The 13,348-nt window shown below is 42.0% G+C and carries 11 protein-coding genes and 1 pseudogene; 7 read left to right on the forward strand and 5 right to left on the reverse strand.

Translation table 11 applies throughout. The features are described from left to right. Positions 1-21 precede the first annotated feature (21 nt). The 5 genes from NI455_RS12605 to mdh all read left to right on the forward strand — a co-directional run bounded on the left by NI455_RS12605 (position 22) and on the right by mdh (position 4,217). A complete protein-coding gene (locus NI455_RS12605; RefSeq protein WP_004647798.1) occupies positions 22-633 on the forward strand; it encodes a DUF4198 domain-containing protein in 612 nt (203 codons plus the stop codon). 42 nt (positions 634-675) lie between these two features. After that, the gene (locus tag NI455_RS12610) at positions 676-957 is read left to right on the forward strand and encodes a hypothetical protein (RefSeq protein WP_004647796.1); all 282 of its coding nucleotides are present in this window, start codon (positions 676-678) and stop codon (positions 955-957) included. A gap of 3 nt (positions 958-960) precedes the next feature. Then, positions 961-2,520, forward strand: coding sequence for a PepSY-associated TM helix domain-containing protein (locus tag NI455_RS12615; protein ID WP_253114469.1), 1,560 nt, complete (start codon positions 961-963; stop codon positions 2,518-2,520). Continuing rightward, on the forward strand, positions 2,517-2,789 hold the full coding sequence (locus NI455_RS12620; protein ID WP_004647794.1) for a hypothetical protein: 273 nt from the start codon (positions 2,517-2,519) through the stop codon (positions 2,787-2,789). The genes NI455_RS12615 and NI455_RS12620 overlap by 4 nt, the downstream gene beginning before the upstream one ends. A 255-nt stretch (positions 2,790-3,044) precedes the next feature. Then, entirely contained in the window at positions 3,045-4,217 is a 1,173-nt protein-coding gene (gene mdh / locus NI455_RS12625; RefSeq protein WP_071850974.1) for an iron-dependent methanol dehydrogenase, read from the forward strand. 505 nt (positions 4,218-4,722) lie between these two features. On the opposite strand, the gene NI455_RS12630 is transcribed toward mdh, so the two are convergent. Beyond that, entirely contained in the window at positions 4,723-5,904 is a 1,182-nt protein-coding gene (locus NI455_RS12630) for a helix-turn-helix domain-containing protein (RefSeq protein ID WP_004647792.1), read from the reverse strand. A 201-nt stretch (positions 5,905-6,105) separates the two neighbouring features. On the opposite strand from NI455_RS12630, the gene exaC reads away from it, so the two are divergent. After that, a complete protein-coding gene (gene exaC, locus NI455_RS12635; protein ID WP_253114470.1) occupies positions 6,106-7,617 on the forward strand; it encodes an acetaldehyde dehydrogenase ExaC in 1,512 nt (503 codons plus the stop codon). Positions 7,618-7,794: 177 nt separating this feature from the next. On the opposite strand, the gene pnuC is transcribed toward exaC, so the two are convergent. From pnuC to NI455_RS15510, 4 genes are all read right to left on the reverse strand, one after another. Continuing rightward, positions 7,795-8,364 carry a nicotinamide riboside transporter PnuC gene (gene pnuC / locus NI455_RS12640; protein ID WP_004281962.1) on the reverse strand — a complete coding sequence of 190 codons (570 nt, stop codon included), beginning with the start codon at positions 8,362-8,364 and terminating at the stop codon, positions 7,795-7,797. Between the two features lie 28 nt (positions 8,365-8,392). Further along, entirely contained in the window at positions 8,393-10,573 is a 2,181-nt protein-coding gene (locus NI455_RS12645; RefSeq protein ID WP_191112722.1) for a TonB-dependent siderophore receptor, read from the reverse strand. 40 nt (positions 10,574-10,613) lie between these two features. Next, entirely contained in the window at positions 10,614-11,819 is a 1,206-nt protein-coding gene (locus tag NI455_RS12650) for a phosphotransferase enzyme family protein (protein WP_155861424.1), read from the reverse strand. Positions 11,820-12,118: 299 nt separating this feature from the next. Beyond that, complete coding sequence (locus tag NI455_RS15510; protein WP_005100775.1) at positions 12,119-12,250, reverse strand: hypothetical protein; 132 nt, start codon at positions 12,248-12,250, stop codon at positions 12,119-12,121. 337 nt (positions 12,251-12,587) lie between these two features. On the opposite strand from NI455_RS15510, the pseudogene NI455_RS12655 reads away from it, so the two are divergent. Continuing rightward, a pseudogene (locus NI455_RS12655) lies at positions 12,588-13,267 on the forward strand (IS30 family transposase); the annotation flags it as partial. Positions 13,268-13,348: the final 81 nt, after the last annotated feature.

Here is a 13,348-nt window from a genome sequence, read left to right on the forward strand (position 1 = left end):
ACACAAAAATAGGTAAAACAAATGAAAAAAATGATCGCTTTGACCCTTGGACTGTCTATGACACTTTCAGCTCAGGCGCATATGCTTTGGCTAGAACGTGGCACAAATCAGCAGACTCATGCGTTCTTTGGTGAATATAGTGAACAGCTCAAAGAAACGCAGCAAGGTGCCCTCAAGTCTTTCAATCAGGCAAAGGCCGTTCAGGCCAAAAAAACATTTAGTCCTCAAATGCAACAGGATCATTTGCTCTATGCAACCCAAGGCCAGACCGATGTCCAGCTCACTCATGAATTGATCTATGGAGAATCATTGCTGAGCTATCATGCCAAATCCGGCAGACAAAACTTGAAAGCAGAGTCCGAACTGGATATTGTCCCGACCCAGATCAACAGCAATACATTTACGGTACTGTATCAGGGTAAAGCTGCTGCGGATGTTGAAGTCACAGTCTTTTCCCCGCAATTCTGGCTAAAAAAATACACCACCAACGGCCAAGGCCAGATTACGATCGCCACGCCATGGAAAGGTCAATATGTCATTGAAGTTGGCAAAGAAGCAGACAAGGCCGGAAAATTGAATCAGCAGGCCTATAAAAAACAGTATCTGGTAACGACTTTAAGTTTTGTTTATTAAGTTTTTAGATTTTCATCAGTATAGATTTATTCAAGGCCAAATATGATGTCTGTTGTAGTGCAGCCACTCGCCATTTTCTATCGCTTAGGCATGAGCTTTGGGATGGGCTACTTGTGCAGTTATTTGATCGCACTCGATCTGGCTTACTTTCTACAGGCTTTTCTGCCCAAAGCAGAATCCGTCTATTTGGCCGCCGTTATTGCCCTGATTTTTTATGTCTGTTTTGTGATTGGCATCTTCTGTATCCAGAGTTTAAAAAAGCTTTCGGTCTATAGCCTGCTTCCTTTCCTTAGCTTATTTACCATCTCCCGCTTCATAGGTTAAACCATGCATAAATCTGTCCGTCAATCCATGGCATGGCTACATTCATGGTTAGGTTTAAGTTTTGGCTGGCTGCTCTTCGCGATCTTTTTAACAGGCGCGGTCACCTATTACCGGCATGAAATCAGTATATGGATGCAGCCTGAATTTGCCTCAATACAAGTCAATCAGGAAACTGCCTTAAAATCTGCTTACAGCTATTTACAGCAGCATGCACCGGACGCCCAAAACTGGTATATCGGAGTCGCCAATCAAGATTCACCTGTGAATAAAGTCTACTGGCAAAAAGCGGATGGTGGCTATGAAGTCAAAACCCTGGATGCTCCGACAGGAAAAGAATTAAACCTCTCGGCCACCCAAGGGGGAGATTTTTTCTATAATTTTCATTTTCAGCTCTATGGTATGCCCTACACCATTGGTCGGCTGATTGTGACGATTGCTGCCTTTATCATGTTATTGACTCTGATTTCAGGAATCATTACCCATAAAAAAATCCTGACAGACTTTTTTACCTTAAGAGCATTTAAGGGGCAGCGCTCCTATCTGGATTTTCATAATGTTAGTTCAGTGATTGCCCTGCCGTTCTTTTTGACCATGACATTTACCGGGCTGGCGATTTTCTTTTATATCGTACTGCCTTCCGGCATGAAAAAACTCTATCCAGACAATCCCTTTCAGTATTTTGAAGAAATTCGCACAGTCAATGTATTGGCCAACTCTGTGGTTCCGGTGAAAACCGAGATGCTGCCAATTCAACATTTTATTAGCACGGCGCAGCAACACTGGGGACATGCGGAATTTGACAATATCACGGTCAAGCAGCCCAATACCCAGCTGGCACACATAACCTTAACACAGCTCAAAGATCATTCCATTACCAGAAATCAGGCACAGCTCATTTTAAATGCTGCTACCGGAAAATTGCTTGAAAATACACGCAATGAAAGTGCAATTGCCACACTCAATGCCGGCATGTATGGTTTGCATATGGCACGTTTTGCTGAACCTGCTTTACGTTTAGGATTGTTTTTCTCTGGCATATTGGGCTGCGCCATGATTGCCTCCGGTCTGCTGCTGTGGAGTCTGAAACGCCAGATTCAGAAAAAATCAGCGCGGTTTCATCTCGGACATTATTTGGTGAACCGCTTGAATATCACCATGATACTTGGCTTGCCGATTGCCATGCTGGCTTATCTCTATGCGAATCGTTTTATCAGCATCCCTGTAGGTGCACCAAATTATGAGATTTATAGTTTTTTCAGTATTTGGCTCGGCAGTTTCATTCTGGCATGTTTAACACCGCAGCAATATTTATGGAAAATTCAGCTTAAAATCCTGATTGGTACTGCTTTTATGCTGCCGCTGATCAATATTTATTATCTCATTTTCCATGATTATATTGATTCTTTTACAACTTACTGGCCATTTCTGCGAATCGATCTGATGCTGTGGAACTTGGCACTTCTCGCCCTATTGTTACACCAGAAAATTACCCCTATTCAGCAAAAGGCGGTCAATAAAATTCACGCCAAACTAAAAGTTACGCAACAGGAATCATCAACATGATATGGATTGCAGTGATCGGTCTGCTTTGGCTGAGCTGTTTTGGTTTTTATGCGGTAAGTGCAAAGCAGATCCTAAAAACCCGAAAATCTCGTTACGCTTTTTTAGCTAATTTTCCTACGCACACTAAATTCACTGCGGGTATTTTCTTATTCGTCGCGATGTTTTTATTACGTACCCAGTTTAGCTCCAGTATTAGCTTTGTGGCTTTATGGGTATTTCTAAGCCCTGTACTGTTTATCTTTATCTTAAAAATGAATAAAGCATTTTAGTATTTATTTAAAATCAGAAAGTAGTAAACAGCCTAGTGCGCTACTTACATGCCCTCTATTGAACCAATCTACTCAGTATCTGCTAAACCTTGCCAACCTACTTTTAAATATTTCAGATTCATTATTTTGGCTAGAATCAGAAATTTAAATTGGTAGGTATTTGGTAGGTAGGATTCTTTTTAACTTCATCCAATACTTATATTACGGTGAGGGTCACCGATAAAATAATCAATTAATGGTAGAAGGAATCACGCCATGGCTTTTAAAAATATTTCAGATCAAACTAACGGTTTTTATATTCCCTGTGTTTCACTTTTTGGTCCGGGCTGTGCTAAAGAAATCGGGATAAAAGCACAAAATTTAGGTGCCAAGAAAGCGCTGATTGTAACTGATGCGGGGCTGTTTAAATTTGGTGTTGCAGATGATATTGCAAATTATTTGAAAGAGGCGGGTGTTGACAGTTATATTTTCCCAGGCGCGGAACCCAATCCAACTGATATTAACGTGCATCATGGAGTTACAGCTTATAATGAAAATGCCTGTGATTTTATTGTATCGTTAGGTGGGGGTTCCTCACATGACTGTGCCAAAGGCATTGGTCTAGTCACTGCAGGTGGCGGACATATCCGTGATTATGAAGGGATTGATAAAAGTACCGTCCCGATGACACCACTGATTGCAATCAATACTACGGCAGGGACAGCTTCGGAGATGACACGTTTCTGTATCATTACCAATACCGATACCCATGTGAAAATGGCGATTGTAGATTGGCGTTGTACACCACTCATTGCGATTGATGACCCTAAACTTATGTTGGCCAAACCTGCAGGGCTGACTGCGGCAACAGGTATGGATGCCTTGACGCATGCAGTAGAAGCTTATGTGTCTACGGCAGCAAATCCAATCACTGATGCCTGTGCAGAAAAGGCGATTACCATGATCAGCGAATGGCTTAGCCTGGCAGTGGCGAATGGGGATAATCTGGAAGCACGGGATGCCATGAGCTATGCCCAATATCTTGCCGGAATGGCCTTTAACAACGCCTCTTTAGGATATGTGCATGCGATGGCACATCAGCTCGGAGGCTTCTACAACTTGCCGCATGGTGTTTGTAATGCAATTCTGCTCCCCCATGTTTGTGAATTTAACCTGATTGCTTGTCCTGAACGTTATGCCAAAATTGCCCAATTGATGGGGGTGAATACAGAAGGTTTAACCGTAACTGGAGCAGCTTATGAAGCGATTGGCGCCATTCGTCAGCTTTCGGCTTCAATTGGTATTCCATCTGGGCTGACGGAATTAAATGTAAAAGAAGCTGACTTGGCCATCATGGCGGAAAATGCACAAAAAGATGCCTGCATGTTGACCAATCCACGTAAAGCCAACCATGCCCAAGTGGTAGATATTTTTAAAGCGGCGATGTAGTACCTCAATGTAAGTATTCTCTCCAAGTATCTGACTTACATTTTTAACAGCCCCTGTTTCACTTCCTGAGGAAGTGTGCCAAGAGCAGACATGCATTTTCCTGTTCCTGGCTGATCCTTTTGCCTTCATAAGAGGATAAAAGCGGGGGGTGTTTCTTTTTTATGAAGTCCCCTTCATTATTAATATCGACATTAATCCCATGGTAGAAAAATGCCACTATTTTTTTAGCCCGTTCTAGCCATAAATAAAATTTCATAGCGTATTATCTTACGATTATATTTGATCCCTGAGGAATAAACTGCGCGTCCTTCAAATGACATGAAGGTGAGCGTAGCTGATATCAAGCATCTAGGCAAACAGCAAACTGGGTAGCCACTGATAAAAATTTTAGGATCAGGTTCAGTCTAAATTAATAAGTAAACTCACAGTAAGCAAGGATAATACTTAATATTCCAGAATATTCCTATTTTAACTGTTTAGCTTTGTACCGACAGTTACATCAGCTTTAAAGATTTTTATATTTTAACAGAGTCTGATGAACGGGATGGTTTTTGGGCATCAGTTCAATCAGGCGTTCTACAGCATCAATCGCTTCAGGAAAATGTGCCACATGTTTCAGCAAGACATCGGTTTCATTAGCCTTGAAAATGGCATCGCTCAGGCGTGATTCCAGACAATCTCTCCAAGCGCATAGAAATGGACTTTCTGTTTTGGCCAGAAATACGCCGGTACATAATTTCAAGGCTGAATCGATATACCCAGCATCTAAAGATTGCTCTGTCATTAAAAAATCAGCCTCTACATGCGCCAATAAACGATAGGGTCTGGAACCCAGCATACCACCTAATAAATCGCGTAATTGTGACATTTCTGCTTTTAAAGTCCCCATACTGACCTTGCGCTCGCCATATAAGGCTTGATGCAATGTATCTAGACTCAGACCCTGCGGACATAAGGCTAGAATGGTCAGAATTTCAATCTGTCGAGGAGTCAGAACCAGCATCTTGCCATTAAACAGCACTTGAGGTACTGAAAAAGCTCGAATAAACAGGCGCTGCTTCTGGCATTCTAGTAGAGCCGACTGGATGATCGTAGCACAGCGCTCCGCAGCTAGTAGTGCTAAACTGTTATGCTTTGGCCAGGTAGTCGACAGATCAATGACACCTAAGACCTGTTTTGAATAGGGATCAATAATCGGGGCAGCGTAACAAACCCAATCATGAATGGAGGACATGTAATGTTCACTGGAAAAGACACAGCTGGATTGTTGAGTTTTTAAGGATAATGCCAATGCATTGGTTCCGACTAGCTCTTCGCGCCATTGCCCACCTTCAATAAAATGTACACTTTCTGCGGCACTTTGCATTTGTGGGCTAGAAGCTGCCCAAATGATGGTGCTGCCGATATCTCCGACCGCCAGCACCATAGAAGATTGCTCGGCAATATGTTTTAAATCCTGAGCACAATGTTGCAGGGCTTGGGCTAAAGTTGAGGAAGAAGTGGTCTTTTTTAAATCCGTCAGCGGTGCTGCTAAACGATTCTTCGGGATTTCAGCCGAGGATGAACGTTGCCAGGAGCTGGCAATACTCTGTCCCAGCTGTTCTGCATGTAAGGGAGACAAACTGCTGTTTTGCCGAAGCTGATCAGTATTGTGCCTTTTTTCCATCAAATCTTGTTTTGTCATCATTCCTTATTCTCACAACAATTCATGATTTACATCCGCTGTAATCGTTATTTTTTTAAAATGGATGAAAATATCGTGAACATGCTAGCCCCAACCTTTTTCCAACCTTATACCAGTTATATTAATCAAATAAGGTGCAGAAGTACCTTATACCAAAGCTGTAGAAGCGGTTTTGCCATACGAAAATAAGCAAAGGAAATAAATATGCGTTACGTCGATCCTAATCAACCTGATTCAAAAGTTCATTTTAAAGCACAATACGAGAATTTTATTGGCGGCGAATGGGTCGCTCCGGTCAAAGGTGAATACTTTGACAACATCTCTCCGGTAGATGGCAAAGTCTTTACCAAGGTTCCGCGTTCTTCTGTAGAAGACATTGAATTGGCCCTGGATGCAGCGCACAAAGCCAAAGAACAATGGAACAGAGCATCGCCGACCACCCGCTCCAATATTCTGTTGAAAATTGCCGATCGTCTGGAACAAAATCTGGAACTGCTGGCAGTGGCAGAAACCTGGGACAATGGCAAACCGATCCGTGAAACGCTGGCTGCCGATATTCCGCTGGCTATTGACCATTTCCGTTATTTTGCCGGCTGTATTCGTGCGCAGGAAGGCGGCATTTCCGAAATTGATGAAGATACGATTGCTTATCATTTTCATGAGCCGTTGGGCGTCGTGGGTCAGATTATCCCGTGGAACTTTCCGATTCTGATGGCTGTCTGGAAACTGGCACCTGCCCTGGCTGCGGGCAACTGCATTGTGTTGAAACCTGCAGAACAGACTCCGGTCAGCATTCTGGTGCTGGCTGAACTGATTCAGGATATTTTGCCACCGGGCGTGTTGAACATCGTCAATGGCTACGGGGTCGAAGTCGGCCGTCCACTGGCGACCAATCCCCGTATTTCCAAGATTGCCTTTACCGGTTCCACCGCAGTGGGTCAGATGATCATGCAATATGCGACTGAAAATATTATTCCGGTGACGCTGGAACTGGGGGGTAAATCACCAAACTTGTTCTTTGCCGACATTATGGATCAGGAAGACGATTATCTGGACAAAGCGCTGGAAGGTTTTGCCATGTTTGCCCTGAACCAGGGTGAAATCTGCACCTGTCCATCGCGTGCGCTGATCCAGGAAAGTATTGCTGACGAATTTCTGGCGCGTGCCGTTGAACGGGTGAAACGGATTAAAACCGGGCATCCGCTGGATACTGACACCATGATTGGCGCGCAAGCCTCACAGGAACAGCAGGACAAGATTCTGGGCTGTATTGCCACTGGTCGTGAAGAAGGCGCACAGATCCTGACTGGTGGTGAAGCACGTCAGGAAGTGGGTCAAGGTTTCTATATTGAGCCGACTATCTTTAAAGGCACCAATGACATGAAGACCTTCCAGGAAGAAATCTTCGGGCCTGTACTGGCTGTGACCACCTTTAAAGACTTCGATGATGCGATCAAGATCGCCAATGATACGATTTATGGACTCGGTGCCGGTGTCTGGTCACGCTCAGCGCATACCTCTTACCGTGCAGGCCGTGCTATTCAGGCCGGCCGGGTCTGGACTAACTGTTATCACATCTACCCTGCCCATGCGGCTTTCGGTGGTTATAAAAAATCAGGGATTGGGCGAGAGAATCACAGAATGATGCTGGATCATTATCAGCAGACTAAAAACTTGCTAGTCAGCTATTCGACCAAACCAGCCGGGTTCTTTTAAGAAGTGAAATACATTCAAAGCGAACTTCGGTTCGCTTTGAATGTATGGTAGCTAGCTTTCACAAAATATCAGCAACATCTTCAAGCTGCGGCCAATTCAAATAAAGTTTTTAGTCTATAAATACTTTTTTTAAAGGAAAGAGCATCACCTCAAATTTCTATTTGCAATAGTGTCATTTCAAGATAATTTCACTCTATAAAGATTTCGCCACATTCTCCAGCCATTGAGTGCCAGAAGAATAAAAATAAAATAAAGCACGGCGGTTAAATACAATGACTTATAGCTATACATGCCGACATAAATCACATCTAACACACACCATAATCCCCAGCTTTCAATATATTTTTTTGCCGCCCAATAACTTGCCACCAAGCTAAAAGAAGCCAACATGGAATCCAACCAAGGGAGTGATGCTGTGGTGAAATGAGCAAATAAGGCGCCAATCACCAGACCGGCGACAATACCCACAATCAGGCTATATACCCAGATTTTTTTATTCAAATAGCCAATCTGCACGGTGATAGCCTGGTCATGATTTTTCTTCGACCAGCTATACCAGCCATACAGTTGCATCAAGATAAATACGGCTTGTAATGCTGCGTCTGCAAATAAATTGACACGATAAAAAATAATCATATATAAAAATACAGCGACAATATTCACCAACCAGCAGACTTTATATTGTTTGGAGGTCAACCAGACACCTAAAACGTTTAAAATAAACGCTGCAATTTCTATATTTTCCATAGCAATATAACCTGATTAAGCAGCCAATTTAGAAGTTCAGATTGAATGACAAGGTTGCTGTACGCGGCGAACCCAAGAATAAATAATCGTCACCCAAAAATTCACCTGCATCACGCCAGTATTTCTTGTTGAACAGATTATTAATATTCAAGCGTAGCAATGCATCGGTCGTATTTAGTTTAAATTGATAAGCAGCGCCTAAATCAACCACACTATAACCTGCAACTTTCGCAGCACCCTCTTTGTTGGCATATTTGCTGGAACTGTATTGACCACCTGCCAGAACAGTGAAACCTGCAATGCTCGGTACGTTATAGCGAAGATGTGTTGCGAAACGAGCTTTTGGCACGTTTTGCGCCTGATGATTACCATATTCAACCGCTTCCACATTTTCTAAACGGGCTTTGGTCAAGGCTAAAGATGAAGTTAAGGCCAGATGGTCGGTTAATGCACCATTCAGTCCTAATTCCAGGCCCTGACTATGCTGTTCGCCTTCCGCAATAAAATAGCGAAGTCCTGAAATCGGCTTGCTATATTGATTGTCCTGACGTAAATCAAAAACGGCTGCAGTCAACAGGAAATCATGGATCTGTTGTTTGAAACCAATTTCATATTGCTCTGAATAGATCGGTGCTAGAGTTTCAGCCGCATTCTCTGCAAACCAAGGCGCTGTTTTTCCATCTGACAGGCCTTTAGCATACGAGGCATAGACGGTAGTCGATTCCAAGGGGCTATAGCTGATCGCAAATTGCGGTAAAAATTTGCCTAAATCAGTATCGCGGACTTTTACCCGATCTGCATCATATGCTTGTTCATCCAGCTCGATCCATTTTCCGCCAATCAAAGTGGTCCAATGTTCATTCCATTCAATACGATCAAGAAACGTCAATGCAGTTTGTTTACTGTCTAAAGCTTTAAAATAAGGACCTAGATTTCCTTCTTCTGGGATCCTGTCGTAGGTATCTTGGTAAATATTACCAACATAGTCTTCTGAATTTATGTACTGGTTTATACCGTTGTAACGATTTCTAGATTTATCGGTGTAAGTCAAATCAAAGTTAAGGTGATGTTGTACCCAATTGGTATCAATCACCCCATCCAATTTGACTTTAAATTGATTGGTTTTAAAGGTTTCATCTGGATTCTGATAATCGTAAATATCATACTCGCCAGCTTTACCAAACGTGTTACAGGAATACTCTTCCAGACAGCCTTCCCGATAATAACCATAAGCAAAGCTTGAATAGTCATCAACTCTGGATTTACTGTGTGCTGCAACGAGTCCCAGGTTCCAGTCACTATTCAAAGCATAGCTATATTTTAAACTGCTATTCAGACTATCGATCGTGACCGGTTTGCCCCAAGTCTGGTAACCCAGCAATCGATCCCATTTCACATTTTCTGGGACTTTGCCATCGAGTAATTGATAGCCTGGCACTGATCTTTGTTCGGAACGCTGTGCTTCAAGATCAAATTCCAATTTAGATTGCTCAGATGTTTTCCAATCTAAGGCCAATGCCGCTAAATAGCGTTCACCATCCACATGATCGACATAAGACTCAATCTGTTCATTCACCAGATTGATGCGATATCCGAATTGTTGCTCATCACCCCAAAAACCACCTAGATCAGTTGCCACTGAAAACTGTCCATGTTGATCAGCAGAGAATGTCAGGGCCTGGATATCTTTAGGTCGCTTTGTGACATAATTGACCACACCACCCGGGGTCGACATACCACTTTGAATCGCGGAAATGCCTTTTAAAATTTCCACACGTTCTTTGTTTTCAAGTGCAACATTTTGTTCACCACGAATCACATTGCCATTAATGAGGTAGCTTGATGCCAAATCGAGTGCAAAGCCACGCGAGACAAAGTTTGGATAATAGCCAATTGCAGCATAGCCCTCACCGATGGCTGCATCATTTTTTACCACATCGCTCAGCACACGAGCATGTTGTTCAGCAATGAGATCGGCAGTCAAGATAGAGACCGATGCAGGGAGTTTTTGCAGACTGTTCGTAGCAAATCCTTCAACATTCACTTTGGCACTCGAGTAAGGAATGCTTTGATCGGCGGTGATAACAATCGTGTCAAGCTGTTGCACAGCGTCTTCAGCATAAGTCAGCGGGGCTAAACACAGCTGCGACAGAATGATCATATTTAAAGATCGAGTTAATACATTCTGTTTGAGTTGACGAGTGTTCATACGAAACCTTATGTCTGTGAAGTGGGTGATGATGCTGGGTTTAGAGAGAGCATTGAGAAGATTGCAATTCATCTTGAATGAGCCGGGTTAAGGTCTGGGTAAATTGTTGACCTTGTTCGCCAAAGAACCAGTCCACATGACCGATAATCCAGTCGTAATAAGCAGCATCTGCATGTTGCTGGTTTTGAGTAATCCCAACAAAATACTCAAGCTCTGAAAAAGCGAAATCCAAATGCACGATTTTCAGTAGTTCTGGCAAAATACTAAAATCTTCTTGTGGATGTACTTCAGAAAAATAAGCATGTAGAAAGGCGGTTAAACCAGCTTCATCAATCTGAATATGTGGGCTCTGCTCTAATTCCAACCAATCAATGAAATTACGTTCAATCGTCACAGCCAGATCATAAAGTGCAGAGTTTCGGTCAGATAAACCAAAATCAATTACGGCAGTAATTTCAGCTTTGGCATCCGGCGCTGACCAAAACAGATTAGAAGCGTGTAAATCGTTATGGGTCCAAATTTTGCTTGCCTGTTGCAATACAGGCTGAATACGCTGGTGAACCTGTAAGATTCGATCTAAAAAGTAAGGATCTAAATTTTTATCGGCAAAATAACGGCTTAATTCTGAACTGTTTGCAATGCGCTGTTGAATGGCTGTAATGATATTTTCACTGTCTAAAAGCTGCTGATTGGAAACCAAATAAGATGCTGATCTGCCCTGCTGTTCGGGAAAATCCTGCATCGCCAGATGTAGTCTGGCCAGTAAAGCCCCTGCCTTGGCGGCATGTTCAGCATAGAAAAAAGGTTTCCAGGATTGCTGATCTGCATACAGATCTAAACCGGCTGCTTTTGCATAAACTTCATAGGTCCAGTCACCCACCTCTAAAGCAGTCAGATCTTGATTTGACCTAATCAATGCTGCAACAGGAATTTCTTTGCTGGCTAAATGCTGAAGAACGGCATGCTCCTGTAAAATATCGTGGGCACGACGAAATGAACAATGACTGCGCTTGATCAAATACTGATGCGCGACTGCTTCATCCCTGCTCACAAAATCCTGCTCCACCTTGACCAGCGCCGCAGATGAAAATGGCCGGGGACTACACCACAAAATCTGAATATGACCTTGTAAACAGGAATAATGCTGCTGCAGGCTTTGTAATTCTGGATCAGAAATATGTGCCCAGTCTTTATGTTCCCAGGCATTGCCCATACCATGACCTAAATCATCAGTCATTGTGGTCATTATCAATATTCCTGAGCCAGATCATTATGTAATAATGGAAAATCATTGTTTAGGCGAACATGCAAACAGTATTTTTAAATACATTTAATATTGAAGACACGCCCTAAAATTAAGTGGTACATACCAGTATTAAATTGGAGGCAAGTTTAGCCTTATAAATATAAAAATAAAATAGATCTCTCGCATAAATCAAAAAATGATCTTCTTTTTGGTTAATATTCGAACTCCAGATTTCTTAGCATTCGCGCATAATCTGCGGATGAAATACATCAATTCAAACAAGCTTTCTGATCCTCAGTTCAAGCGATAACATAGTTTTGAAATGCACCGTAATTCATTTTCATGACTTCACTAAGTAGCTCTTTAAATCCATGTTCCTCAGCAGCAAATTCTACCAGTGATTCATTGTTCAGATCAGTAACACATGCCATGGTTGTACACTTGAATGATTTTGGTCTTTAATGAAGTTCTTTAACGGCTCAGTATGGATTGCCCAGGTATCGAAGTCTTTCATCTGTATCTGACGAACTTCAATGTCATTGATTTTGATGCTTCGATTCGTTTCTAAAAAAAATCATTCATAATGATGTCTCAAATTAGATTTTAATGACAAAAAAATACCCTGATGGTTATCCCATCAGAGCTAAATATAAAATTATTTATTTCTTAATTTGAAATACTTTGATCAATCAGTTTCTCAATAATATTAGAGGCAAGGCAGAGTAAAACTTGAAGTGCGACATAAACCACCTAATTAATTTAAAGGGTATGGAGTATATAAAATTGTCATACCATCATCTTAACTTTGAAGATCGTACTGCATTAATGCTTGAGTCAAGAAAAGAAGGCTTTTCACCAAGAAAATTTGCCGAACTCATTAAAAGACATCCAAGTACGATCTATGGTGAGCTTAAAAGAAATAGTATCAATGACGTTTATCAAGCTCGATATGCTTCTGATAACACCTTCGCTAGACGTAGACGTAGTCACAGAAAGCTCAAAATCGATTCAATCCTCTGGAGATTTATTGTTGAAGCGATCCGTTGTTTATGGTCTCCTCAGCAAATATCGAAGCGTTTAAAGACAATTCCTGATTTGGATCAAACAATGAATGTAAGCCATACAACGATTTATTCAACGATACGAGCATTACCAAAGGGTGAGTTGAAAAAAGACTTATTATCCTGTCTGCATCATGAAAATAAAAAGCGAAAAGCTAACGGTGAACCTAAAAAAGATTCTATATTACAGGATATTAAAACTATTCATGAGCGCCCAGCCGAAGTTCAAGAAAGATACCGGGTCATTGGGAAGCCGATTTAATTAAAGGTAAAGACAATAAAAGTTCGATAGCAACACTTATTGAACGAAATACACAGCTCTGTATCTTGGCAACATTATCTGATGCAAAGGCAGAATCAGTGCGCAAGGCTTTAACAGAGGTGGTCCCACTTGTTTGAACAACTAAAAGCGTATTTATAAGTGATATTCCGCTCTAGTTAAGCCACCTTGTTTTGTTGGGGTAGCTG

Origin of the sequence: Acinetobacter lwoffii (assembly GCF_024129435.1) — a bacterium.
Lineage (GTDB): Bacteria > Pseudomonadota > Gammaproteobacteria > Pseudomonadales > Moraxellaceae > Acinetobacter > Acinetobacter lwoffii_F.

Coding starts and splice junctions, on each gene's coding strand:
- NI455_RS12610 (WP_004647796.1), top strand. CDS start 676: ATGATGTCTGTTGTAGTGCAGCCACTCGCCATTTTCTATCGCTTAGGC.
- NI455_RS15510 (WP_005100775.1), bottom strand. CDS start 12,250: ATGGCATGTGTTACTGATCTGAACAATGAATCACTGGTAGAATTTGCT.
- pnuC (WP_004281962.1), bottom strand. CDS start 8,364: ATGGAAAATATAGAAATTGCAGCGTTTATTTTAAACGTTTTAGGTGTC.
- NI455_RS12620 (WP_004647794.1), top strand. CDS start 2,517: ATGATATGGATTGCAGTGATCGGTCTGCTTTGGCTGAGCTGTTTTGGT.
- mdh (WP_071850974.1), top strand. CDS start 3,045: ATGGCTTTTAAAAATATTTCAGATCAAACTAACGGTTTTTATATTCCC.
- NI455_RS12645 (WP_191112722.1), bottom strand. CDS start 10,573: ATGAACACTCGTCAACTCAAACAGAATGTATTAACTCGATCTTTAAAT.
- exaC (WP_253114470.1), top strand. CDS start 6,106: ATGCGTTACGTCGATCCTAATCAACCTGATTCAAAAGTTCATTTTAAA.
- NI455_RS12615 (WP_253114469.1), top strand. CDS start 961: ATGCATAAATCTGTCCGTCAATCCATGGCATGGCTACATTCATGGTTA.
- NI455_RS12630 (WP_004647792.1), bottom strand. CDS start 5,904: ATGATGACAAAACAAGATTTGATGGAAAAAAGGCACAATACTGATCAG.
- NI455_RS12650 (WP_155861424.1), bottom strand. CDS start 11,819: ATGACCACAATGACTGATGATTTAGGTCATGGTATGGGCAATGCCTGG.
- NI455_RS12605 (WP_004647798.1), top strand. CDS start 22: ATGAAAAAAATGATCGCTTTGACCCTTGGACTGTCTATGACACTTTCA.